Below are 23,649 nucleotides of genomic sequence, written 5' to 3' on the forward strand. Positions count from 1 at the left end.
TTTGGAAGGAAGGGATCAAGCGTTCTGGCGATGCAGCTTTTCCAGCTTCTTCTTGATCCGGTCACGTTTGAGCGTGGACAGGTAATCGACGAACAATTTGCCATTGAGGTGGTCGCATTCATGTTGAATGCACACCGCCAGCAGGCCTTCGGCGACCAGCTCATAAGGCTGGCCGTCACGGTCCTGCGCGTTGATCTTCACGCGCTGTGGTCGATCGACGTTTTCGTAGAAGCCCGGTACCGAGAGGCAGCCTTCCTGATACTGGCCCATCTCGTCGGTCAGGACTTCAAACTCGGGGTTGATGAACACCCGTGGTTCGCTGCGGTCTTCAGAGAGGTCCATGACCACTACGCGTTTGTGCACGTTGACCTGGGTCGCAGCCAGGCCAATGCCAGGTGCTTCATACATTGTTTCAAACATATCATCGACCAACTGACGCACTTCGTCGTCCACTACGGCCACAGGTTTGGCGATAGTGCGCAGGCGCGGGTCAGGGAATTCGAGGATATCTAAAATGGCCATAAGCGTAATTGCTGCACGTGTGAGGTAAAGTCAGGGTCGGTTGCCGGACAGGTCAGGCTACCGTTGCAAAACGTTCTCCTGGAAGGGAGCGAGCCGCAAGGACTCTGGCGTTTCACGCGAATGTACATAATAAAGGGATTCACTGGATGAGGAAATCACTACTCGCCCTGCTGCTGTTGGCCTCGGTCAGTATCGCGCAGGCGCAAGTGCAACTCAGGGACGGTTTTCCACAGCATTACACTGTGGTGTCGGGCGACACGCTCTGGGACATTTCCGGAAAATTCCTCCGTGAACCCTGGAAGTGGCCGGAAATCTGGCAGGTCAACCCGCACATTGAAAACCCCAACCTGATCTACCCCGGCGACTCACTGTCGCTGGTCTACGTCAACGGCCAGCCACGCCTGACCCTCAATCGAGGGGCTTCGCGGGGCACCATCAAACTGTCGCCACGAATCCGCAGCACGCCGGTGGCCGATGCCATCCCGAGCATTCCGCTGCAAGCGATCAACAGTTTCTTGCTGAGTAACCGCATCGTCGACACGGTCGAGGACTTCGACAAGGCACCGTACATCGTCGCCGGCGATGCCGAGCGGGTGCTCAGTGGTACGGGTGACCGAATCTTCGCTCGCGGTAAATTCGCTGCGGACCAGTCGGTCTACGGCATCTTCCGTCAGGGCAAGGTCTACACTGACCCGCAGAGCAAGGAGTTCCTCGGGATCAACGCCGACGACATCGGCGGCGGAGAAATCGTGGCCACCGAAGGTGATGTCGCCACGCTGGCCCTGCAACGCACCACTCAAGAGGTGCGTCTGGGCGACCGGTTGTTCAGCAGCGAGGAACGGGCGATCAACTCGACCTTCATGCCCAGCTCGCCACAAACCGAGATCAACGGCCTGATTATTGATGTGCCGCGAGGGGTGACGCAGATTGGCGTGTTCGACGTGGTAACTCTGAACAAGGGCCGCCGTGATGGCCTGGCCGAAGGCAATGTGCTGGCGGTGATGAAAACCGGGGAAACCGTGCGTGACCGGGTGACCGGCAGCGAAGTGAAAATCCCCGATGAGCGCGCCGGGTTGCTGATGGTGTTCCGCACTTACGAAAAACTCAGCTATGGCCTGGTGCTGAATGCATCGCGCTCTCTGGCGGTGATGGACAAGGTCCGAAACCCGTAGAAAAGGCAGTAATTCTCAACAAGTTACCAACAGACTTATCCACAGCTTATTCCTGTTTCGACAGGGCTTATAACGATCAAGGATGATCTATGTCGCCATCAGCTCTTTCCCGGATTTCGCCTGCGGAACTGGAAGCCCGTTTGCGTTTGCATCGGCTGCCGGAACTCGGCCCCCGACGTTTTCAAAAGCTGCTCGAAGCTTTTGGTTCGGCTTCGGCAGCCATCAGTGCACCCGCCAGTGCCTGGCGTGCATTGGGCTTGCCGGTTGCGTGTGCGGATGCCCGACGCAGTGCCGAGATCCGTGATGGCGCCAGCCATGCATTGGCCTGGCTTGAGCGCCCGGGCCAGCATTTACTGATGCTGGACCAGCCAGGCTACCCCGCGCTGCTGGCGGAACTGAACGACGCCCCGCCGCTGTTATTCGTGGCGGGTGATCCGGGCATTCTGGAAAAACCGCAGCTGGCGATGGTCGGTAGTCGTCGGGCCTCGCGCCCTGGCATGGATACTGCCGCGGCTTTTTCCCGCAGCCTTGCCGGCGCTGGTTTTGTCATCACCAGCGGCCTGGCCCTGGGAATCGACAGCGCCGCGCATCAGGCTGCTCTGGACGTCGGCGGGCTGACGGTCGGCGTGCTCGGCACCGGGCTGGAAAATTTTTATCCACAGCGCAATCGCAAGCTGGCCGAGGTGATGATTGCCCAGGGCAGCGCAGTGGTTTCCGAGTTCCCGCTGGACGCCGGGCCGCACGCCAGCAACTTCCCTCGGCGCAATCGAATCATCAGTGGTTTGTCCCTGGGCGTGCTGGTGGTCGAGGCCAGCGTAGCCAGCGGTTCCTTGATCACCGCGAGGCTGGCAGCGGAGCAAGGCCGTGAGGTGTATGCGATTCCAGGTTCCATCCATCATCCCGGCGCCCGCGGTTGCCATCAGTTGATCCGCGATGGCGCGGTGCTGGTCGAAACCATCGAACATATCCTCGAAGCCTTGCGCGGCTGGCAAAGGCTGCCGCCCGCCGCAGTGGCCGCGCCCGCGAAGGCCGATCACCCTTTGCTGCGCTTGTTGCATGCCGCGCCCCATACCAGTGAGGCCTTGGCTGGCGCCAGCGGCTGGGCCTTGCCCAAAGTACTGGCGGCGCTGACGGAGCTGGAGATGGACGGCCGGGCAGTCTGTGAAAGCGGGCGCTGGTTTGCACGGGTGAGTTAGGGTGCGCCCTCAATAGCTGACGGTCGCGCCGTCGCCCCGTCAAAATCGGGTCAGGAATCTGAAAATGAGCATTGGGGCTCGGCCCTACGGGTTGAAGCTGTGATCGCGTCAGGCTGCGTTGCGGGACTTGAAGAGGCAATAAGCATCTCCTGCGTCCCACGCCTTGCCTGACACGACCACAGCTCCAACGCGATCCGCCATCTATTGAGAGCGCACCCTAGGTTTTATAATGAAGATCGGTAAACTGGCCTCAGCCTTATTCCGGAGAGTCAGCAATGGTCAGCAGTTGGCGGGTGCAACAAGCCGCACGAGAAATTCGCGCAGGGGCGGTCATTGCCTATCCAACCGAAGCAGTGTGGGGCCTGGGTTGCGACCCATGGAACGAAGAAGCGGTGGATCGCCTGCTGGCGATCAAGTCGCGATCTGTGGAAAAGGGCCTGATCCTGATCGCGGACAACATCCGTCAGTTCGATTTTCTCTTCGAAGACTTTCCGCAAACCTGGATGGACCGCATGGCCAGCACCTGGCCGGGGCCCAATACCTGGCTGGTGCCGCACCAGGGCATGTTGCCGGAGTGGATCACCGGGGTTCACGACACCGTGGCCTTGCGGGTCAGTGATCACCCGCAAGTCCGCGAGTTATGTGCACTGGTCGGCCCGCTGGTATCGACCTCGGCCAACCCCCAGGGCCGGCCGGCGGCGCGCACACGGATTCGCGTCGAGCAATATTTCCGCGGGCAGATCGACCTGGTGTTGGGTGGTAACCTCGGGGGGCGCAAGAACCCGAGCCTGATTCGTGATCTGGCGACCGGGAAAATCGTGCGTCCGGCGTGAGGGTGAACTCCTGTGGCGAGGGGGCTTGCCCCCGCTGGGCTGCGCAGCAGCCCTAAAACCTGCAATCTCGGTCTGTCAGGTACAACGCGTCTACCGGATCTGCGGGTGCTTCGCACCCGAGCGGGGGCAAGCCCCCTCGCCACAAAAGCTCTCCAGCCTTACGGCAACAAAATCGTCGACCCTGTCGTTCTCCGTGCCGACAACTCGGTCTGCGCCTTGGCCGCCTCCGCCAATGGATAACGCTGGTTGATATCCACCTTTATCTTGCCGCTGATGATCATCCCGAACAGCTCATCGGCCATGCGTTGCAGGTTCTCGGCGTTATTGGCGTAGGTCGCCAGGGTCGGCCGGGTCACGTACAACGAGCCCTTGGCCGACAGAATCCCCAGGTTCACCCCGTCGACCGCCCCCGAGGCATTGCCGAAGCTCACCACCAGGCCGCGTGGCGCCGCGCTGTCCAGTGAAGTGAGCCAAGTGTCTTTGCCGACGCCGTCGTAAACCACCGGGCACTTCTTGCCGTCGGTCAATTCCAGCACCCGTTGTGCGACGTTTTCCTTGCTGTAGTCGATGGTCTCCCAGGCGCCGAGGGATTTGGCGAGGGCGGCCTTTTCAGGCGAGCTGACCGTGCCGATCAGCTTCACTCCCAACGCCTTGGCCCATTGGCAGGCCAAGGAGCCAACACCACCCGCGGCAGCGTGGAACAGGATGGTTTCGCCGCCTTTGAGCTCATAAGTCTGACGCAGTAGATACTGGACCGTCAGGCCTTTAAGCATCACAGCCGCTGCTTGTTCGAAGCTGATGGTATCGGGCAGATGCACCAGATTGGCCGCCGGCAGCACATGCACATCACTGTAGGCACCCAGCGGACCGCTGCCATAAGCCACGCGGTCGCCGACCTTGAATTGAGTGACTTCACTGCCGACCGCCTCGACCACGCCGGCGCCTTCGGAACCCAGGCCCGAGGGCAAGGACGGCGGCGCATAGAGGCCGCTGCGGTAATAGGTGTCGAGGAAATTCAGGCCGATGGCCTTGTTGCTGACGCGAACCTGTTGCGGACCCGGCGCTGCCGGTTGGTAATCCACATATTCAAGTACTTCGGGGCCGCCATGGGCACGGAACTGGATACGCTTGGCCATCTGTAATCTCCTTGGGTCTTTTCGCGAAAGGCCTCTATCGGACTCCTTAGCTTGACCTTCGTCAACTGCGATGGGGGCAGGTTGCGGTGTTATGCTACGCGCCCATTTGCGCCGGCCTCACGCTCCGTTCGAAGTGCCGCGTAGCTTTGCCCGATTCAAGGTGATGCCATGACTACCCGCACCGAGGCCGTAAAAGCCTACCTGCTCGACCTGCAAGACCGCATTTGCACCGCTCTGGAAGCCGAGGACGGTGGCACTCGTTTCGTTGAGGACGCCTGGACCCGGCCTGCCGGTGGTGGCGGTCGCACCCGGGTGATCGAGAACGGTCAGGTCATCGAAAAGGGCGGCGTCAACTTTTCCCACGTGTTTGGTAGCGGTTTACCACCGTCCGCCAGTGCTCATCGCCCAGAATTGGCCGGTCGCGGTTTTGAAGCCCTCGGCGTATCACTGGTGATTCACCCGCACAACCCTCATGTACCGACGTCCCACGCCAACGTACGATTTTTCATCGCCGAGAAAGAAAGCGAAGAACCGGTCTGGTGGTTTGGTGGCGGCTTCGACCTGACCCCCTACTACGGCGTCGAAGAAGACTGCGTGCACTGGCACCGCGTCGCCGAGCAGGCCTGTGCGCCGTTCGGGCCGGATGTCTACCCGCGTTACAAAGCCTGGTGCGACAGCTATTTCTACATCAAGCATCGCAATGAGCCGCGGGGCATTGGCGGTCTGTTCTTCGATGACCTGAATGAGTGGGACTTCGACACCAGCTTCGCCTTCGTGCGGGCCATCGGTGATGCCTATATCGAGGCCTACCTGCCGATCGTCCAGCGTCGCAAAGCGGATGCTTACACCGAGAAGCAGCGGGAATTCCAGGAGTTTCGCCGGGGTCGCTATGTTGAGTTCAACCTGGTTTATGACCGTGGCACGCTATTCGGCCTGCAGTCGGGTGGGCGTACCGAATCGATTCTGATGTCGCTGCCGCCGCAAGTGCGCTGGAGCTACGATTGGAAGGCTGAACCCGGTAGCGAAGAAGCGCGCCTGACCGAATACTTCCTGCAGGACCGTGACTGGCTGGCCAAAGGCTGATGGGCAGTTTGAGTTCTGTGTCGTCAGGGCAGTTCCTACAAGAAAGAGGAATGTTGATGGACCGTTACGTCGTATTCGGTAACCCGATTAGCCACAGCAAATCGCCGCTGATCCATCGTCTGTTCGCCGAGCAGACCGCTCAGGATATGGACTACAGCACTTTGCTGGCGCCACTCGACGACTTTTCCGGCTGCGCCAAAGCATTTTTTCTCGAGGGCCGTGGCGCCAATGTCACGGTGCCGTTCAAGGAAGATGCCTATCGCCTGGCCGACAGTCTGACGGCTCGAGCGCAGCGGGCCGGGGCGGTCAATACCTTGAGCAAACTCGCGGACGGCAGCCTGCTGGGGGATAACACCGACGGCGCCGGGTTGGTGCGGGATCTGACGGTCAATGCCGGGTTCAGCCTCAAGGGCAAACGCATTCTGCTGCTGGGTGCCGGTGGTGCGGTACGCGGTGCGCTGGAGCCGTTACTGGCCGAGCACCCGTCATCGGTGATTATTGCCAACCGTACGGTGGCAAAGGCTGAGTTGCTGGCTGAGCTGTTCGACGACCTCGGCCCGGTGTCCGCCAGCAGCTTCGACTGGTTGCAAGAACCGGTGGATCTGATCATCAATGCGACCTCGGCGAGCCTGACAGGCGATGTACCGCCGATTGCCAGCAGTCTGATCGAGCCGGGCATGACCCTGTGCTACGACATGATGTACAGCAAGGAACCGACCGCCTTTTGCCGCTGGGCCAGTGAGCACGGAGCCGCGGTGGCAATGGATGGCCTGGGGATGCTGGCGGAACAGGCCGCCGAAGCCTTCTACCTGTGGCGCGGCATGCGCCCGGATACTGCGTCGGTGCTGGCGGAATTGCGCAGGCAGTTGGCGTTGTAATACGAGCTGGCCGCAAAAAGATCGCAGCCTGCAGCTCCTACGGGATTTGTGTCTACCTGTGAAATTGCGGGTATATGCGGTCGGCGTAGGAGCTGCCGCAGGCTGCGATCTTTTCGGTCGCGCCTCGGTTAATCTTCAAACCGAATCGGGCATTTCTCCGCCCCTTCGAGCTTCCTCAACTCCTCCACCACCTGCGGCCGAGCCCGGCGCAGGGTCAGGCTGCGATCCTGGCGCAACAAGCGTCGCGCTTCCTGATGGAGCATTTCCACCCCGGAATAATCGATAAAGTTGATTTGCTGCGCATCGATCACCACCCGTTCACCGTGCATGCGCTGCAAACGCACTTGCAGGTAATGGCTGGCGCCAAAGAAGATCGAGCCGCCGACTCGAAGAATGTCTTCGTCACCGTCACGCCACTGCTGCACCCGCGGTTGCGAGGTGCGCTTGAGGTAGAAGAACAGCGATGCCAGCACCCCGGCATAGATCGCCGTCTGTAGTTCCAGCAGCAGGGTGGCGACGCAGGTCAGCGCCATGACCGCGAACTCGGCGCGGCTGACCCGGAACAACGACCGGATACCGCGATGGTCAACCAACCCCCAGCAGATCAGCAGAATACTGCCAGCCATGGCCGGGATCGGGATGTGCGCGATCAGCGTCGCGCCGGTCACGGCAAACAACGCCACCCATAATGCGGAAAACACCCCGGCCAACGGCGAGCAGGCACCTGCTTCATAGCTGAGGCCAGAACGGGTAAAAGAGCCGGCCGACAGTGAGCCCGAGAAAAAGCTGCCGACAATATTCGATAGCCCCTGAGCGCGGACTTCCTGGTTAGCGTCGAGTATTTGCTGCGAACGTGCCGACAACGAGCGAGCGATCGACAGACTGGTGACCAGCCCAAGCATCCCCACCGCGACTGCGCTGGGCAGCAGGCGCAGCACCAGGTCCAGATCCAGTGGCAGCGAGCTGAAGGGTGGCAGCTTGCCGGCGAATGAACTGACCCGTTTCACATGGCCGAACATCGCCGGCCACAGCCAGACCAGCAGCCCGCTCAGCGACAAGGTAATCAACAAGGTCGGCCAACGAGGCAGCAGAAGTTTGAGGATGATGCCCAGCAGCAAAGTGCCAAGCCCCAGCACGAGTGAAGGTTTATCCAGAACACCGATATGGCTGATCAGCGACAGCAAACTGTTCAGCGCTGTGGCCTGACTCGGCAGATCCAGCCCCAGCAGATTAGGCAATTGCCCAAGAGCGATCACCACCGCGGCGCCGAGGGTGAAGCCCAGGACCACTGAATGGGAGACAAAATTCACCAGCGCGCCGAAGCGCAACATCCCCAGCAACCACTGGAAAACCCCGGCAAGTAAGGTCAACAACAGGATCAGCGTGATGTAGTCCTGGGAGCCGGATACGGCCAACGGACTGACACTGGCGTACAGCACAATCGAAATGGCCGCCGTCGGGCCACAGATCAGGTGCCAGGAGGAGCCCCAAAGACAGGCAATCAACACCGGGACAATCGCCGCATACAACCCATACTCGGGCGGCAGGCCGGCAATCAGCGCGTAGGCGATGGACTGCGGCAACGCCAGAATCGCCCCGCTCAAGCCGACGATCAGATCGCGGCCGACGCTGGCGCGGGTTTGCCGGGGCAACCAGTTCAGGAAGGGGAAGAGTTTATGGCGATTGGGCCAGGCCATGGGTCCTCTCGGTCGGGATGTGGAAAAAGCGTAAGGGTGGGGTTTCTGGGGGGTGGGTGCAAGGTTGAGTTCTTGAGATTGTGGTGTGTCATTTACATCCACCCCTCACCCTAGCCCTCTCCCCAGGGGGGTGTTTGTACCGGACACATGGTGGACAGGTGTTCGGAGACATGGTGGACACTTTTAAATAGACACATTGCTCATCTGGAAGGAGATGGTTTGTGTCTTGGGAAGAGGTGTCCACCATGCAGCTTCGTTCCGAATTCGTACTGTTAGCTCGGCAAGAAGGGGCCAATATCCGACAACTCTGCCGACGCTTTCATATCAGCCCACGTCCCGACAAAAACTCAAATCACCTCAAAGCTTCGCCTTCACCGCCCCCAACGCATCCTTCCCATCCACCGTTTTCACCCCATCCAGCCACTTGTCCAGCACCGCCGGGTTGGCCTTGATCCAGGCTTTGGCGGCGTCGGCGTTGCTGACTTTCTTGTTCACCACCTCGGCCATGATGCTGTTTTCCATGTCCTGGGTGAAACTCAGATTGGTCAGCAGCTTGCCGACGTTCGGGCAGGCCTGTGCATAGCCTTTGCGGGTCAGGGTGTAGACGCTGCCGGTGTCGCCGAAATATTTCTCGCCGCCTTTCAGATAATGCATTTTCAACTGCACGTTCATGGGGTGCGGGGTCCAGCCGAGGAAGGTCACGAACTTCTGTTTCTTCACCGCCCGGGATACTTCAGCCAGCATCGCCTGCTCGCTGGACTCGACCAGCTTCCACTGACCCAGCTCGAAATCGTTTTTCTTGATGATATCTTGCAACGAGATGTTCGCTGGCGCGCCGGAGCCGATGCCAAAGATCTTTTTATCGAACTTGTCAGCGAATTTGTTCAAGTCGGAAAAATTACGCACTCCCGCGTCCCAGACATAGTCCGGCACCGCCAGGGTGAATTCGGTGCCGTCGAGGTTCTTCGCCAGTTGGGTGACATCGCCGTTGGCCACGAACTTGTCGTAGAAACCCTGCTGTGCCGGCATCCAGTTGCCAAGGAAGACATCCACCTGGCCGTCCTTGAGTCCGCCAAAGGTAATCGGCACCGCCAAGGTATCGACCTTGGCCTTGTAGCCCATGCCGTCCAACAGAAAACCGGTGATGGCATTGGTCGCGGCAATATCGCTCCAGCCTGGGTCCGCCATTTTCACTGTGTTGCAGCTTTGTTCGGCGTACGCCGACACGCTGCCCAGAGCCAATAGCCCTGCCGTCAGTACTGTGGATAACCTTTGCATGCTCTTCCCCTTACATTATTGGTTTTGGCAGGGTTGTGGATAACGTGCTTTACGCTCCAGATCGTCGAGGTCGATGTGGTTGCGCATGTACTGCTGACTGGCGTCGACCAGCGGCTGGTGGTCCCAGCTCTTCAGCTTGCCAATGGCCAGCGACTCGGCGACAAAACGCCGGCGACGCTGGCTGGCGAGCACCTGTTGGTGGATCGCCGGGATATCCCATTTCGCCCGGGCTTCGGCCAGGAAGTCATCAAACAGCTGCCGATGCTGCGGCGATTGGCTGAGTTCTTCCTGCTCGCGCGGGTCGTTGTGGACGTCGAAGAGCAGGCACGGGTCGTCTTCGCTATAGATGAATTTGTAGTTGCCACGGCGAATCATCATCAGCGGGCTGATGGTGCCTTCGGCCATGTATTCGCCAAAGACTTCGTCGTGGCCGCCCTGCCCTTGCAGGTGCGGGACCAGCGAACGGCCGTCCAGCGGCAGGCCCGGTTCCAGTGTGCCTCCGGCCAATTCCACGAAGGTCGGCAGCAGGTCGGCGGTGGATACCGCAGCGCTGACCCGGCCAGCCCCGAACTGGCCCGGCGCACTGACCAGCAGTGGCACGCGCGCGGCCATTTCGAACCAGTGCATTTTGTACCAGAGCCCGCGTTCGCCAAGCATATCGCCGTGGTCGCCGGAGAAGACAATGATGGTGTCGTCGATCAGTCCGGTATCCTCGAGTGTTTGCAGGAGTTTGCCGACGTTGCTGTCAATATAGCTGCACGCTCCGAAATAGGCGCGGCGGGCGTCGCGAATTTTATCCACAGGCAGCGGCTTGTCCCACAGGTCATAGACCTTGAGCAAACGCTGGGAATGCGGATCGAGATCACTCTGCGCGGGTGTCTGCGGTAGCGGAATATCTTCATCCTGATACAGGTCCCAGAATGCTTTGGGAATGGTGTAGGGGTCGTGGGGATGGGTCATCGACACCGTCAGGCAGAACGGCTGATCGCTGTCTTCGCGGATGTGATCGAACAAGTACTGCTGGGCCTTGAACACCACCTCTTCATCGAAATCCAGCTGGTTGGTGCGCACACACGGCCCGGCCTGCAGCACCGAGGACATGTTGTGATACCAGGTCGGACGCACGTCCGGCTCGTCCCAGTTCACCGACCAGCCGTAATCGGCCGGGTAGATGTCGCTGGTCAGGCGTTCTTCATAACCGTGCAACTGATCCGGGCCACAGAAGTGCATCTTGCCCGACAGCGCGGTGCGGTAGCCGAGGCGCCGCAGGTAGTGGGCATAGGTCGGTACATCGGCGGGAAAATCGGCCGCGTTGTCGTAGGCGCCGATCTTGCTCGGTAACTGCCCGCTGACCAGAGTAAAGCGCGAAGGCGCACAAAGCGGGCTATTGCAGTAGGCGGCATCGAACACCACGCCTTCCGCAGCCAGGCGGCTCAGGTTGGGCAATTTGATGGGCGATGGACCGTAGAACGGCAACATTGGCGCGGCCATTTGATCGGCCATGATAAAAAGAATGTTCTTGCGCTTCATGTGATCGCGGCATCCCATAGTGAATATTTATGCGAAAGTGCTGTGATCGAGAATGCAGCCCGAAAATATGGTGGTAAAGCCCATGCACGGCAATGACTAGGATAAGCACAGCTTATGTATGACGCTCTTGGTGATTTATCCCTCGATCTGTTCCGCGCGTTCGAAGCCGCTGGCCGCCACCGCAGCTTTACCGCGGCGGCGGTGGAGCTCGGCACCACCCAGCCGGCCGTCAGCCAGCAGATCAAGCGGCTCGAGGAGCAGTTGGGCACGCGCTTGTTCGACCGGATCTATCGCGGTATCGAACTGACCGAGGCCGGAATGACTCTGTTCGAACAGGTGCAGGCCGGATTGCAATGCATGGATGCCGGTTTGAGCGCGATCAGCGCCCAGCATCAGCATGAGGTGTTGCAGGTCGCCACCGACTTCGCCTTTGCGGCTTACTGGCTGATGCCACGCCTGCACCGCTTTCACGAAGCCAACCCGCACGTCGACGTCAGCCTGGTCACCAGCGAACGCAACCACAACATGCTGCGCACCGATATCGACGTGGCCGTGTGGTTCGGCGATGGCCGCTTCAAACAGGGTGAGAGCCACTGGTTGTTCAGCGAAGAAGTATTTCCGGTGTGCAGCCCGCAGCTGTTGAAGGATCGTCCGACGCCACTGCCGGCTCATTCGCTATTGGAGTTCCCCCTGCTGCATTTGCGCGGTGAGAACAGCAGTCATTGGTTTGACTGGACTGGGGTGTTTCGCCAGCTGGGGATTGCTTCGGCGCCTGCCCCGGGGCCTTTGCGTTTCGACAACTACACGCTGTTGATTCAAGCAGCGATTGCCGGCCAGGGCGTGGCCATCGGCTGGCGGCACCTTGTGGATAACTTGCTGGAACAGGGCTGGCTCTGTCGGCCGATCGCCGAAACGGCGATGTCCAGCTTTGGCTATTACGTCGTCTTGCCCCAGCGCAAACGCCGCGGGCCGCTGATCCAGCAATTCGTCGACTGGCTGATGGCTGAGCAGGCCAGCAGTGCTGAATCGCTGACCGGTGTCCCACTACCCTCTATTGCGGTATAGGGTCCGTTGCGACGAAAGTCACGTGCTGGCCGATGTGCAGGTTCAGCCGCAGTTCATCGGCAATCCCGACCGCGACGCGATTGAGTCGCTCAAGCACCTCGGCCAGACCCGGCTCAAGGTTGCTGCTGAACTGGCTGAAATGCTCGATGGTCAGCCCGGCAACGCTATGCGGCGCGTTGACCAGGGTCCAGTGCAAGGTGCTGGTTTGCAGGGCGTCGAGGATTTCTTCGGCAGCGTGGTGTTGCAGGTGGTCCTCCACCTCGGGGTCATCCAGCACGGTAAAGTTACCGACCAGAAACAGCCGGTGGATGCCCATCGCCTGCATGCCGGCGATCAATGCGTCGACGGCAAGGACTTGTTCGACAGGCCCGGGAACCAGGGCTTTTTCCACATGCTCGTGGTTCATCGGCAGCCCCGGCGCATCCAGCAGGCAGATCACCGCGGAGCAGCCAGCCACGCTTTGTTTGACCCGTTCGGCATCGAACAGATTTCCGCTTTTGGTGCGTAAACCGGGACGCGGCGCGAGTGCCGTCAGATCATCGAGAATCGCGATGACTTCATGTTGGCGCCGTAGCATTTCAGCCATCAGCGCACTGCCAAGGCTACTCATGGCACCATAGAGCACCAGTTTGACCACCGGCGTTTCGGCGTTTTTCATGGCTGAACTTCCTTATTTTACTGCATGTATCAGTTTCGACCCATGAGCAGCCGCAAGGGTTCGATGTTGTCGCGAGGGTTTCAGATGCAACCAATCAAGGGCTACCACGCCCATGTCTATTTCGACGCGAGTTCCCTCGACCAGGCGCGAGCCTTGTGTGAGCAGGCGGCGCAGTTGTTTGCGCTGAAGATGGGGCGTATGCACGAACGGCCAGTGGGCCCCCATCCAGACTGGAGCTGCCAGTTGGCCTTCGAGCCCGAACAGTTCGGCATCGTCGTGCCGTGGCTGGCGCTCAACCGCAAAGGCCTGGTGGTATTTGTGCACCCGGATACCGGGGATGACCTGGTCGACCATACCGAACATGCGATCTGGATGGGGGCGGTGCGGCCGTTGGATGTGTCGATGTTTTGAGCAGGGTCAAATTCTGTGGTGACAGTCAGGGCCTCATCGCGAGCAAGCTCGCTCCCACAAGTTTCGAGTCGATCACACTAGGTTGTCTTACCCCGATCAAATGTGGGAGCGAGCTTGCTCGCGATAGCGTCAGCCCGGCCAACGCAAAAATCGAAACCAAAAAAAGGGGTTCAGACACTCGGTCCAAACCCCTTTTTTATAAAGTGCCGCTTAATTAGCCAACGCGAGCACCACGCACCCCTTCAGCCAGCGCCGCGCACAAGCTCAGCACGCCATCCACGGCCTGCTCGGACGTTGCGGCATTGGCGATATGGTCGATCAGCGCCGAACCCACCACCACACCGTCGGCCAGGCGGGCGATGGCCGCCGCTTGCTCCGGAGTGCGGATGCCGAAACCGATGCTGATCGGCAGGTCGGTATGACGACGCAAGCGCGCAACGGCTTCTTCGACGTGTTCCAGGGTCGCTGCGCCCGCACCGGTCACACCGGCTACCGAGACGTAGTAAACGAAGCCGGAGCTGCCGTTGAGGACGGTCGGCAGACGCACGTCATCGGTGGTCGGCGTGGTCAGGCGGATAAAGTCCAGGCCTGCGGCTTGGGCCGGGTCGCAGAGTTCACCGTTATGCTCCGGCGGCAGGTCGACCACGATCAGGCCATCGACGCCCGCCTCTTTGGCTTCGGCGATGAAGCGCGGTACGCCATAGTGGTGGATCGGGTTGAAGTAGCCCATCAGCACCAACGGAGTGTCGCTATTGCCGGCGCGGAACTCGCGAACCATTTGCAGGGTTTTCGCCAAATTCTGCTTGGCACCCAGGGCGCGGATATTGGCCAGCTGAATCGCCGGGCCATCGGCCATCGGATCGGTGAAGGGCATGCCCAGCTCGATCACATCGGCGCCAGCCGCCGGCAAACCCTTGAGGATCGCCAGCGAGGTGTCATAGTTCGGGTCGCCGGCAGTGACGAAGGTCACCAGGGCGGCGCGGTTCTGTTCTTTGAGTTCGGCAAAGCGCGTTTGCAGGCGGCTCATCAGTGTTTCTCCTGCTGGGACTGTTCCATGTGGTGCATCACGGTTTGCATATCTTTGTCGCCACGACCGGACAGGTTGACCACCATCAGGTGATCTTTGGGCAGGGTCGGCGCGCGTTTGAACACTTCGGCCAGGGCGTGGGCGCTTTCCAGCGCCGGGATGATGCCTTCCAGGCGGCAGCATTTGTGGAACGCATCGAGCGCTTCATTATCGGTAACCGAGGTGTATTCGACGCGGCCGATATCGTGCAACCAGGCGTGTTCAGGGCCGATGCCGGGGTAGTCGAGGCCGGCTGAAATCGAGTGGGCGTCGATGATCTGGCCGTCGTCGTCCTGCAGCAGGAAGGTTCGGTTGCCGTGCAACACGCCCGGCTCCCCGCCATTGAGGCTGGCGGCGTGTTTGCCGGTTTCGATGCCGTGACCGGCTGCTTCAACGCCGATGATCTGCACGCTGCTGTCATCGAGGAACGGGTGGAACAGGCCCATGGCGTTGGAACCGCCTCCGATGCACGCCACCAGGCTGTCGGGCAGACGGCCTTCTTGTGCCTGGAGTTGGTCGCGGGTTTCCTTGCCGATAACGGCCTGGAAGTCACGAACCATCGCAGGGTATGGGTGCGGACCGGCCACGGTGCCGATCAGGTAGAAAGTGCTGTCGACGTTGGTCACCCAGTCACGCAGGGCTTCGTTCATTGCGTCTTTCAGGGTGCCGGTGCCGGCCACGACCGGAATCACTTCAGCGCCCAGCAGCTTCATGCGGAACACGTTGGCTTGCTGGCGCTCGATGTCGGTGGTGCCCATGTAGATCACGCAATCAAGGCCGAAACGCGCAGCCACGGTGGCAGTGGCCACGCCGTGCATGCCGGCGCCGGTCTCGGCGATGATGCGTTTCTTGCCCATGCGCCGCGCCAGCAGGATCTGGCCGATGCAGTTATTGATTTTGTGCGCGCCGGTGTGGTTCAGCTCTTCACGCTTGAGGTAAATCTTGGCGCCGCCGCAGAATTCAGTCAGACGCTCGGCGTAATACAACGGGCTTGGGCGACCGACATAGTCGCGCTGGAAGTAGGCCAATTCCTTGAGGAAGGCCGGATCTTCCTTGGCCACTTCGTATTCGCGGGCCAGATCAAGGACCAGCGGCATCAGGGTTTCGGCTACGTAGCGGCCGCCGAACGCGCCAAACATACCGTTGGCATCGGGGCCGTTGCGCAGATTGGATGGGGTCGTAGTCTGGGTCATGGGGCGCTCCAGCTGAATTCATGGGAAAGCAATGGCGTTCACTCTACCCCTGACGTTCGAGCCTGAAAACCGATAAGATCGCTACAACCTGTCAGGAAAACTCACAGATCCCATGAGCCATGACCTTCCCCCGTTGAATGCATTGCGCGCGTTCGAAGCCACTGCCCGGTTGAACAGTGTCAGCCAGGCGGCCGAACAACTGCACGTGACCCATGGTGCGGTCAGTCGGCAGCTGAAGGTGCTGGAAGCACATCTTGGGGTGAGCCTTTTCATCAAGGACGGACGCGGCCTGAAACTCACAGATGCCGGTGTGCGACTTCGCGATGCCAGCACTGAGGCTTTTGAGCGCCTGCGCACGGTCTGCGCCGAATTGACGCAAAGCACGGCTGACGCGCCGTTCGTGCTCGGCTGCTCGGGCAGTTTGCTGGCGCGCTGGTTTATCCCGCGCCTGGGGCGATTGGATGCCGATTTGCCGGATTTGCGTCTGCACCTATCGGCGGGTGAAGGCGATCTCGATCCACGGCGACCCGGGCTGGACGCCTTGCTGGTGTTCGCCGAGCCACCCTGGCCGGCGGACATGCAGGTTTATGAGCTGGCCAGCGAGCGCATCGGCCCGGTCATGAGCCCGCGTTTCGCCGGCTATGAACGGTTGCGTGAGGCGCCAGCCGAGGCGCTGTTGAGTGAGGCGCTATTGCACACCACTTCGCGCCCGCAAGCCTGGCCCAGTTGGGCACGGCAAAGTGCCATCGACGTCAAGGCGCTGAAGTACGGTCAGGGTTTCGAGCATTTGTATTATTTGCTGGAAGCAGCAGTGGCCGGGCTTGGGGTGGCGATTGCACCTGAGCCGCTGGTGACCGAGGACTTGCGCGCCGGTCGCCTGGTTGCGCCATGGGGCTTTTGTGAAACCCCGGCGCAACTGGCGTTGTGGCTACCCAAGCGCGCCGCGGACGGACGCGCTCGGCAGTTGGCGCAGTGGCTCAAGCATGAGCTGCGCCAAACCAGTTAATTGCCGCGTTTGCACAGCAGGTAAGCCGCCAGCAAACCCAAGGCACCGACCGCGACACCGGCGGTGGTCCAAGGGTGTTCATGGGCGTAATCGCGGGTGGCAATCCCGGTTTCACGGGTTTTGACTTTGACTTCTTCATAAGCATCGCTGAGCAGATGGCGCGAGTGTTTCAGCGCATTTTCGGCGTTGCTTTTCAGCGCTTTGAGGGTTTTACGCGACTCGTCCGAGGCGTCGTCCTTCAGGTTTTCCAGCGACTTGAGCAGACTCTCGATCTCGGCTTCCATGCTTTGCAATGAGGCTTTACGTAAAGAAGTGGTGGCCATGGTGGCTCTCCTGCATTGGTGATGAGTGACGTGTGAAGGTTGGGACTCCAGGGGTTTGGGAAAGTGCAGTAAATCTGAACTATCCCGAGGCAATAACCGACAGAAGTAATGCGAAAAATCACTGCTAGGCTGTATTCACATCCTCAGGAGAACGCCATGACTGACCATCACACCTACAAGAAAGTCGAACTGGTGGGGTCTTCCACCACCAGCATCGAAGACGCCATCAATAACGCGTTGGCCGAAGCCAACAAAAGTCTGAAGTATCTGGAGTGGTTTGAGGTGACGGAGACCCGCGGGCACATCAAGGACGGCAAGGTGGACCACTTTCAGGTAACGCTTAAAGTCGGCTTCCGGATTGCCAGTAGTTAAGATCGAGCCAAGTCTATGAACTTATGCGATGGCTGATTGCCAACATGGAAGGGCAAAGCGCCACAGTCTTGGGGCGTCAGCGAACAACGTGGACGCCCCTTTTTGATCGACCAGGGGAAGTGAGCGATGAGAAAATTTATATTGGCGGTAGGTTTGTTGAGCATTGCGGGAACAGCCCTTGCAGACGGCAAGCCGTGCGAAGAGTTGAAAGCAGAGATTGCAGCGAAGCTCGATGCCAAAGGCATTGCGAACTACTCGCTGGAAATTGTCGATAAAGGCACAGTGGCTGACGGCAAAGTGGTGGGCACCTGTGAAAAGGGCAGCAAAGAAATCGTCCTCAAGCGAGATTAATGCTGCCTGGACATTAAAACCGACGCGGTTGCATCGGCTTTTTTATGGACGCTTTTTGACTGTCAGCCCTTCATCACTTGCGCCAGCAATTCGTAGGAATGCACCCGATCGGCATGCTCATACAGGTCGCAGGTGAAAATCAGCTCATCGGCTCCCGTCTGTTCGATCAGCACCTCCAGCTTGGCGCGGATTTTCTCCGGACTGCCGACCATCGCCAAGCCAAGGAAACTGGCCACCGCTTCTTTCTCATGGGGCAGCCACAGGCCGTCCATGCTTTTCACCGGTGGGCGCTGCACCAGGCTCTGGCCGCGCATCAGGGCGAGAATCCGTTGATAGACCGAGGTCGCCAGGTAATCGGCCTGCTCATCGGTGTCTGCGGCCACCAGCGGTACGCCAAGCATCACGTAGGGCTTTTCAAGCACCGCCGAAGGCTTGAAGTGGTTGCGGTAGACGCGAATCGCTTCGTGCATGTAGCGCGGAGCGAAATGTGAGGCGAAGGCGTAGGGCAAACCGCGCTCCCCGGCCAGTTGCGCACTGAACAGGCTCGAACCCAGCAACCAGACCGGCACATTAGTACCGGTGCCCGGAACGGCGATCACTTTTTGATCAGGTGTGCGCGGGCCGAGGTAGCGCATCAGTTCGGCGACATCTTCGGGGAAATCGTCGGCGCTGCCAGAGCGTTCACGGCGCAGGGCGCGAGCGGTCATCTGATCGGAACCCGGCGCACGGCCGAGGCCGAGGTCGATCCGCCCCGGATACAGGCTTTCCAGGGTGCCGAACTGCTCGGCGATGATTAGCGGCGCATGGTTGGGCAGCATCACGCCGCCGGAGCCGACCCGAATGGTCGACGTGCCGCCCGCCAGATAACCCAGGAGGACCGCGGTCGCGGAGCTGGCGATGCCATCCATGTTGTGGTGTTCGGCGACCCAGAAGCGCTGGTAGCCGAATTTCTCGACCTGTTGCGCCAGGTCCAGCGAGTTGCGCAGCGATAGCGCCGGGCTGCCGTTCTCACGCACAGGCACCAGGTCGAGGGTCGAGAACTTGATATCAGACAGTTGTTTCATAAACCTGCTTCTCCAATGGGTGCGCAGGCTTTTGTCACGAGCCCAAACCTGCCGATTACTACTAGCCTGTACTATGAAATGTGGGCATATACCCGAGTTTCAATAGCTGAGTTGAATTTGCCTACCAGATAAGCGGTTCGATCCGACAAGGTGAACTTTGCCAAGCGTTCTATCCTCAGAACCCTAGTAACGGAAAACCATGAAGGCGCGACCCCCCTCGCGCTGGATCTTGAGGAGACAGAGATGAGTATCAAAAAGAAAGCATCGGCTCATTGGGTCGGTGATCTGAAAACCGGCGTGGGTGCTATTTCGACTGAAACCGGGGTCCTGAAAAATGCCCCTTATGGCTTCAAGGCGCGCTTCGAAGGTGGCCCGGGTACCAACCCGGAAGAACTGATCGGCGCCGCTCACGCAGGTTGTTTCTCCATGGCGTTTTCGATGATTCTCGGCGAAGCCAACCTGAAAGCTACCAGCATCGATACCAATGCCGAGGTGACGCTGGACCAGGTCGACGGCGGTTTTGCGATTACTGCCGTGCACCTGACGCTCAAGGCGAAAATCCCTGGCGCCACTCAGCAGCAATTTGACGAGTTGAGCAAAAAAGCCAAAGAAGGCTGCCCGGTGTCGAAGGTGTTGAATGCCAAGATCACCCTTGATGGGACGTTGGAGAGCTGATCCAGAAATTTAGTGAGCCTCTAAAGATCGCAGCCTGCGGCAGCTCCTACAGTTGGCGTACACCCGCGAGATTAAGGGTATACGCGGTCAACGTAGGAGCTGCCGCAGGCTGCGATCTTTAGGGGCCAATGCTGGATGTGAGCCAAATCAGAACCCGATTTATAAAACTGTGGTCGAATGAGTGACTGCGGCTGTAGCGCATGCTCTTGCGCGCCGTATCAAGGGAGCTTTAACCATGAAACGTTTTGCTTTGGCGGTTATCTGTTGCGCGCTGGCCACTTCGGCTCTGGCAGCACCAAAGTCCTGTGAAGAGCTCAAGGCCGAAATCGAAGCGAAGATTCAGTCCAATAATGTGGCGTCCTACACCCTGGAAATTGTCAGTAATGAAGAGGTGCATGACAAAAACATGGTGGTCGGTAGCTGTGAATACGGCACCAGGAAAATCATCTATCAAAGAAACGACAAGTAGCTGCCGATCAAGGCACGCAGTTCACCCTCCGATCTTCTGCGACGATCTCGCGCTTGGCGTTATACAGCCGGGCACTGGCGTTGAAAGCTAGCGAGCGGGCCTCCAGGCGATAACGCTGGCCTGCTTCGAAGTGGTCGTAGCGCACCGTCAGATAACACATGCGCTCCTGCGGGCTGGCCATTATGTTCACCCCACCGCCGTAAATTTCGAAGTCGAAGCGTACTTGCAGTTCATGGCTGCCGGGAGTGACCTGGAAAAAGCGCCCGTCACGCAACTTTTGCTTGTCCAGGCGCTCGGCCATGACCATTTTGCCGCCCGGGGTCGGGGTGGCGAGGTCGACCCAGGCCAGTTGCGGGTCGACCGCCGGCAACGGGCTGGCGCAGGCGGCGAGCGAACCGAGCGCGAGTAACAGCAGTGGCGTACGCATGATGAAATCCCGAACGGTCAGGCTTTCAGCATAGCGCCGATCAGGTGCGTTGACAGCCTGCCGGCTGTCCTTGGCCAACCACCTTTCGCTGCTGGTCATAGAGCTTGGCCCACGGCCGGAATCCAATGCTCCCGGCTTGCAGCTGATAACGCTGGCCGGCGTTGAAATCCTTGAATTTCACACTCAACTGACAGTCACGCCAGAGCGGTTCGGCGTCCGGCCCGATATTGGTCGGCTCCACCGGGAATTGATAACGCACGATTAGTTCATGGCTGCCGGGCGGGACTTCGAAAAAGCGTTTGTCGGTCGAGGTTTTGTCGTCGACTTCCAGAGCTTGCAGTGCCCTGTCCTGATGAGCCTCAAGATCGATCCAGGCCTGTGACGGGTCAGGGTCGGGCAGTCCAGCGCAGCCAGCTAACATCAGCAGGCCACTCGTTAGCATTAACTTGCGCATAGCGAAGCTCCGGGTGGGCGAGATAGTCTTGCAAGCGGACACTCACAGGACGATTCGATTTGGAAAGGCAGCGTATGAGCCACGGGGTACTCGACCGTAAGTTTGGCCTTTGGTTTCCAGGACTGCTGCTTTTACTGCTGAACGGTTGTTCGAGCGTCAGTTATTACAGTCAGTTGGCCAGTGGTCAGTGGCAGTTGCTGCGCGCGCGTGAGCCGGTGGCCGAGGTGATTGCCGATCCGGCCCGAGACCCGACATTGCGCCAGCATCTGATGCAATCGCAGGAGGCCCGCGAATTTGCCAGCCAGCATCTGCACCTGCCGGACAATAAAAGTTATCGGTTGTACGCCGATATCGGGCGGCCGTTTGTGGTGTGGAACGTGTTTGCCACGACCGAGTTTTCCCTGACCCCGCAGAATCATTGTTTCCCGATTGCCGGGTGTGTGGCCTATCGCGGTTATTACAGCCTGGGTGCGGCGCGGGGTGAGGCCGCGTTGCAGCGTCAGCAAGGCATGGACGTGTCGATCGGCGGCGTGGAGGCCTACTCGACCCTGGGCTGGTTCAACGATCCGATCATCAGCTCGATGATGCACTGGGGCGATGAGCGCTTGGCGACGCTGATCTTCCATGAGCTGGCGCATCAGCGTTTTTATGTGCAGGACGATACTGAGTTCAATGAATCCTTCGCCACCTTCGTCGAGCAGGAAGGGACTCGTCAGTGGCGTGCAGCCCGTGGATTGCCACCGGACAGCGGGGCCGATGTGCTGCAGCGCGAGCAATTCATTCAGCTTGTCCTGAAGACGCGCACCCGGCTTGAACAGCTGTATGCACTGCCGCTGTCGGCTGAACGCATGCGCCAGCGCAAAGCCGCGGAGTTTGAACGGTTGCGCAGCGAGTATCGTCAGTTACGCGATAGCGAATGGGCCGGGGCGACTCGTTACGATGCCTGGATCAATGCACCGATGAACAACGCCAGGCTGCTGCCCTTTGGTTTGTACGACCAATGGGTACCGGCGTTTGCCGAATTGTTCCGGCAGTCAGGAAGTGATTGGCCGAGTTTTTATGCCGAGGTGGAAAAGCTCGGCGGGCTGCCGCTGGAGCAGCGCAAGGTGGCGCTGGCCAGGCTGGCGCGGTCCAGCGCCATCGCTGGCTGAACCGCACTATCAATCCCGCTGTGGCCGCCTGGCCGTGGCTCAGCCGAAGAACCAGTAACACACCAGGATCGCCGCCACCACGCCGGCAAACTCGGCCAGCAGCGCGCAACCTACCGCATGGCGAGCACGTTGAATGCCGACGGCGCCGAAGTACACCGCCAGTACGTAGAAGGTGGTTTCGGTACTGCCCTGAATGATTGCGGCCGCCAGCGCCGGGAAGCTGTCCACGCCCTGGGTCTGCATGGTTTCGATCAACATGGCGCGGGCGGCGCTGCCGGAGAAGGGTTTGACCAGCGCCGTCGGCAGGGCATCGACGAAGCGAGTATCCCAGCCGAGCCATTCCACCAGGTGACGAATGCCGTCCAGGCCGAAGTCCAGCGCCCCGGACGCCCTCAGCACGCCCACCGCACAGAGCATCGCCACCAGGTACGGCAGCAGGTTCTTGGCAACATCGAAGCCTTCTTTGGCGCCTTCGATGAATGCTTCATAGACCTTGACCTTCCTTAGCGCGCCGATCACCAGAAACAGCATGATCAAGCCGAACAATGTCAGGTTGCCGAGAATCGATGACAGGCTGGCCAGCGCTGTCGCGGAAAGCGTCGCCAGCAAGGCCATGAAACTGCCCAGCAGCAAGGCACCCGGGATCAGGTAGGCCAGCACCACCGGGTCCCACAGCCGCAGGCGCTGCATGACCGCCACCGACAGCAGGCCAACCAGGGTCGAGGCGCTGGTGGCCAGCAGGATCGGCAGGAACACCAGTGTCGGGTCAGGGGCGCCTTGCTGGGCGCGGTACATGAAGATCGTCACCGGCAGCAGGGTCAGCGACGAGGCATTGAGCACCAGGAACAGAATCTGCGCGTTGCTCGCCGTGGTCGAGCTGGGGTTGATGTCCTGCAAGGCGCGCATGGCCTTTAGACCAATCGGCGTGGCCGCGTTGTCCAGACCCAGGCCATTGGCGGCGAAGTTCAGGGTGATCAAGCCAATGGCCGGGTGGCCTGCGGGGACTTCCGGCATCAGGCGCAAGAACAGCGGACCGAGCGCCTTGGCCAGCCAGTCAACGATCCCGGCCTTTTCGGCGATCCGCAAAAAACCCAGCCAGAGGGTCAGGGTGCCGAACAGCAGGACCATGACCTCCACCGACAATTTGGCCATGCCGAAGATGCTTTCCACCATCGCCGAGAAAATCCCGGCGTTGCCCCCAATCAACCACTGCGCCAGTGCCGAAACGGCAGCCACGATGAAGAAGCTAAGCCATAGGCCATTGAGCATCAGGTAAATCCCCCAAAAGATGCGGCGAATGATAGCGGTCGATTGCCAGAAACAACAAACCCCGGTTTCCCGGGGTCTGGTTTGGTCAGCCTCAACAGGGCCTTAGTTAGTGGAAGTCTCGCCAGCTGGCAGCGGCTCTTTGCTGCGCCAGTGTGGCAGGGAGTTCCAGTAGCGTTGGCCTTTGGCGTCGTCGTACATGCCTTCCCAGCGCGAGATGACCAGCACGGCAAGGGCATTGCCGATCACGTTCAGCGCGGTACGGGCCATGTCCATGATGCGGTCGACACCGGCAATGAACGCCAGCCCTTCCAATGGAATCCCGACACTGCCCAGGGTCGCCAGCAGCACCACGAAGGACACGCCCGGTACA

The 23,649-nt window shown here is 59.8% G+C and carries 27 protein-coding genes; 13 read left to right on the top strand and 14 right to left on the bottom strand.

All coding sequences use genetic code 11. From position 1 onward, the window contains the following. Positions 1–15: 15 nt before the first annotated feature. Positions 16–522 (bottom strand): peptide deformylase, encoded by a 507-nt coding sequence (gene def / locus F8N21_RS11265; RefSeq protein WP_150642203.1) that lies wholly within the window; start codon positions 520–522, stop codon positions 16–18. A gap of 146 nt (positions 523–668) precedes the next feature. Between def and F8N21_RS11270 the strand changes: the two genes are divergently transcribed. The 3 genes from F8N21_RS11270 (at position 669) to F8N21_RS11280 (ending at position 3,723) form a co-directional block, all read left to right on the top strand. Then, complete coding sequence (locus F8N21_RS11270; RefSeq protein ID WP_150642204.1) at positions 669–1,694, top strand: LysM peptidoglycan-binding domain-containing protein; 1,026 nt, start codon at positions 669–671, stop codon at positions 1,692–1,694. 89 nt (positions 1,695–1,783) lie between these two features. Continuing rightward, complete coding sequence (dprA, locus tag F8N21_RS11275) at positions 1,784–2,890, top strand: DNA-processing protein DprA (RefSeq protein ID WP_150642205.1); 1,107 nt, start codon at positions 1,784–1,786, stop codon at positions 2,888–2,890. A gap of 275 nt (positions 2,891–3,165) precedes the next feature. Then, a complete protein-coding gene (locus tag F8N21_RS11280) occupies positions 3,166–3,723 on the top strand; it encodes an L-threonylcarbamoyladenylate synthase (RefSeq protein WP_150642206.1) in 558 nt (185 codons plus the stop codon). A 158-nt stretch (positions 3,724–3,881) separates the two neighbouring features. Here F8N21_RS11280 and F8N21_RS11290 read toward each other — a convergent pair whose 3' ends face one another. Then, the gene (locus F8N21_RS11290; RefSeq protein WP_150642207.1) at positions 3,882–4,859 is read right to left on the bottom strand and encodes an NADPH:quinone reductase; all 978 of its coding nucleotides are present in this window, start codon (positions 4,857–4,859) and stop codon (positions 3,882–3,884) included. A gap of 168 nt (positions 4,860–5,027) precedes the next feature. Here F8N21_RS11290 and hemF point away from each other — a divergent pair, with 168 nt between their 5' ends. Continuing rightward, on the top strand, positions 5,028–5,942 hold the full coding sequence (hemF, locus tag F8N21_RS11295) for an oxygen-dependent coproporphyrinogen oxidase (protein ID WP_150642208.1): 915 nt from the start codon (positions 5,028–5,030) through the stop codon (positions 5,940–5,942). Between the two features lie 56 nt (positions 5,943–5,998). After that, positions 5,999–6,820: a shikimate dehydrogenase gene (gene aroE, locus F8N21_RS11300; RefSeq protein WP_150642209.1), complete on the top strand. Its 822-nt coding sequence runs from the start codon at positions 5,999–6,001 to the stop codon at positions 6,818–6,820. Between the two features lie 128 nt (positions 6,821–6,948). Here aroE and F8N21_RS11305 read toward each other — a convergent pair whose 3' ends face one another. The 3 genes from F8N21_RS11305 to betC form a co-directional block, all read right to left on the bottom strand. Beyond that, positions 6,949–8,517 carry a SulP family inorganic anion transporter gene (locus F8N21_RS11305; RefSeq protein WP_150642210.1) on the bottom strand — a complete coding sequence of 523 codons (1,569 nt, stop codon included), beginning with the start codon at positions 8,515–8,517 and terminating at the stop codon, positions 6,949–6,951. 357 nt (positions 8,518–8,874) lie between these two features. Then, positions 8,875–9,795 carry a choline ABC transporter substrate-binding protein gene (gene choX, locus F8N21_RS11315; protein WP_150642212.1) on the bottom strand — a complete coding sequence of 307 codons (921 nt, stop codon included), beginning with the start codon at positions 9,793–9,795 and terminating at the stop codon, positions 8,875–8,877. Positions 9,796–9,810: 15 nt separating this feature from the next. Continuing rightward, the gene (gene betC, locus F8N21_RS11320; protein ID WP_150642213.1) at positions 9,811–11,325 is read right to left on the bottom strand and encodes a choline-sulfatase; all 1,515 of its coding nucleotides are present in this window, start codon (positions 11,323–11,325) and stop codon (positions 9,811–9,813) included. Between the two features lie 114 nt (positions 11,326–11,439). Here betC and F8N21_RS11325 point away from each other — a divergent pair, with 114 nt between their 5' ends. Beyond that, positions 11,440–12,390: a choline sulfate utilization transcriptional regulator gene (locus F8N21_RS11325; RefSeq protein ID WP_150642214.1), complete on the top strand. Its 951-nt coding sequence runs from the start codon at positions 11,440–11,442 to the stop codon at positions 12,388–12,390. On the opposite strand, the gene F8N21_RS11330 is transcribed toward F8N21_RS11325, so the two are convergent. Then, entirely contained in the window at positions 12,377–13,048 is a 672-nt protein-coding gene (locus F8N21_RS11330) for an NAD(P)-dependent oxidoreductase (protein WP_150642215.1), read from the bottom strand. The two genes, F8N21_RS11325 and F8N21_RS11330, sit on opposite strands and share 14 nt — an antisense overlap. An 84-nt stretch (positions 13,049–13,132) precedes the next feature. Here F8N21_RS11330 and F8N21_RS11335 point away from each other — a divergent pair, with 84 nt between their 5' ends. Next, a complete protein-coding gene (locus F8N21_RS11335) occupies positions 13,133–13,459 on the top strand; it encodes a DOPA 4,5-dioxygenase family protein (protein WP_150642216.1) in 327 nt (108 codons plus the stop codon). 214 nt (positions 13,460–13,673) lie between these two features. Here F8N21_RS11335 and trpA read toward each other — a convergent pair whose 3' ends face one another. Together trpA and trpB are read right to left on the bottom strand one after the other, a co-directional pair. Beyond that, the gene (gene trpA, locus F8N21_RS11340; protein ID WP_150642217.1) at positions 13,674–14,486 is read right to left on the bottom strand and encodes a tryptophan synthase subunit alpha; all 813 of its coding nucleotides are present in this window, start codon (positions 14,484–14,486) and stop codon (positions 13,674–13,676) included. Further along, positions 14,486–15,718, bottom strand: a complete 1,233-nt coding sequence (trpB, locus tag F8N21_RS11345; RefSeq protein ID WP_150642218.1) for a tryptophan synthase subunit beta — start codon at positions 15,716–15,718, stop codon at positions 14,486–14,488. Before trpB ends, trpA begins: the two co-directional genes overlap by 1 nt. 112 nt (positions 15,719–15,830) lie before the next feature. On the opposite strand from trpB, the gene F8N21_RS11350 reads away from it, so the two are divergent. Continuing rightward, positions 15,831–16,724, top strand: a complete 894-nt coding sequence (locus tag F8N21_RS11350) for a LysR family transcriptional regulator (RefSeq protein ID WP_150642219.1) — start codon at positions 15,831–15,833, stop codon at positions 16,722–16,724. Here the strand turns inward: F8N21_RS11350 and F8N21_RS11355 are convergent. Next, a complete protein-coding gene (locus F8N21_RS11355) occupies positions 16,721–17,047 on the bottom strand; it encodes a DUF883 family protein (protein ID WP_150642220.1) in 327 nt (108 codons plus the stop codon). The two genes, F8N21_RS11350 and F8N21_RS11355, sit on opposite strands and share 4 nt — an antisense overlap. Positions 17,048–17,203: 156 nt before the next feature. On the opposite strand from F8N21_RS11355, the gene F8N21_RS11360 reads away from it, so the two are divergent. Both F8N21_RS11360 and F8N21_RS11365 read left to right on the top strand, forming a co-directional pair. Beyond that, on the top strand, positions 17,204–17,419 hold the full coding sequence (locus tag F8N21_RS11360) for a dodecin (RefSeq protein WP_150642221.1): 216 nt from the start codon (positions 17,204–17,206) through the stop codon (positions 17,417–17,419). 126 nt (positions 17,420–17,545) lie between these two features. Beyond that, a complete protein-coding gene (locus tag F8N21_RS11365) occupies positions 17,546–17,770 on the top strand; it encodes a DUF1161 domain-containing protein (protein ID WP_150642222.1) in 225 nt (74 codons plus the stop codon). Positions 17,771–17,832: 62 nt separating this feature from the next. Here F8N21_RS11365 and F8N21_RS11370 read toward each other — a convergent pair whose 3' ends face one another. Next, positions 17,833–18,834, bottom strand: a complete 1,002-nt coding sequence (locus F8N21_RS11370) for an LLM class flavin-dependent oxidoreductase (protein WP_150642223.1) — start codon at positions 18,832–18,834, stop codon at positions 17,833–17,835. Between the two features lie 243 nt (positions 18,835–19,077). Here F8N21_RS11370 and F8N21_RS11375 point away from each other — a divergent pair, with 243 nt between their 5' ends. Next, a complete protein-coding gene (locus F8N21_RS11375; RefSeq protein ID WP_150642224.1) occupies positions 19,078–19,509 on the top strand; it encodes an OsmC family protein in 432 nt (143 codons plus the stop codon). A gap of 235 nt (positions 19,510–19,744) precedes the next feature. Then, the gene (locus F8N21_RS11380) at positions 19,745–19,978 is read left to right on the top strand and encodes a DUF1161 domain-containing protein (RefSeq protein WP_150642225.1); all 234 of its coding nucleotides are present in this window, start codon (positions 19,745–19,747) and stop codon (positions 19,976–19,978) included. Positions 19,979–19,985: 7 nt separating this feature from the next. On the opposite strand, the gene F8N21_RS11385 is transcribed toward F8N21_RS11380, so the two are convergent. Together F8N21_RS11385 and F8N21_RS11390 are read right to left on the bottom strand one after the other, a co-directional pair. After that, on the bottom strand, positions 19,986–20,405 hold the full coding sequence (locus F8N21_RS11385) for a hypothetical protein (RefSeq protein WP_150642226.1): 420 nt from the start codon (positions 20,403–20,405) through the stop codon (positions 19,986–19,988). A 40-nt stretch (positions 20,406–20,445) separates the two neighbouring features. Then, the gene (locus F8N21_RS11390; protein ID WP_150642227.1) at positions 20,446–20,859 is read right to left on the bottom strand and encodes a hypothetical protein; all 414 of its coding nucleotides are present in this window, start codon (positions 20,857–20,859) and stop codon (positions 20,446–20,448) included. A gap of 74 nt (positions 20,860–20,933) precedes the next feature. Between F8N21_RS11390 and F8N21_RS11395 the strand changes: the two genes are divergently transcribed. Beyond that, the gene (locus tag F8N21_RS11395; protein WP_224788203.1) at positions 20,934–22,010 is read left to right on the top strand and encodes an aminopeptidase; all 1,077 of its coding nucleotides are present in this window, start codon (positions 20,934–20,936) and stop codon (positions 22,008–22,010) included. 39 nt (positions 22,011–22,049) lie between these two features. Here the strand turns inward: F8N21_RS11395 and F8N21_RS11400 are convergent, their stop codons facing one another. After that, positions 22,050–23,279 carry a nucleoside recognition domain-containing protein gene (locus tag F8N21_RS11400; RefSeq protein ID WP_150642229.1) on the bottom strand — a complete coding sequence of 410 codons (1,230 nt, stop codon included), beginning with the start codon at positions 23,277–23,279 and terminating at the stop codon, positions 22,050–22,052. A 102-nt stretch (positions 23,280–23,381) separates the two neighbouring features. After that, positions 23,382–23,649: cation:dicarboxylate symporter family transporter (locus tag F8N21_RS11405; protein WP_150642230.1), on the bottom strand; the 268-nt coding region annotated here is incomplete at its 5' end.

This window comes from Pseudomonas fluorescens, assembly GCF_902497895.1.
In the GTDB taxonomy this organism is placed as follows: domain Bacteria; phylum Pseudomonadota; class Gammaproteobacteria; order Pseudomonadales; family Pseudomonadaceae; genus Aquipseudomonas; species Aquipseudomonas fluorescens_BP.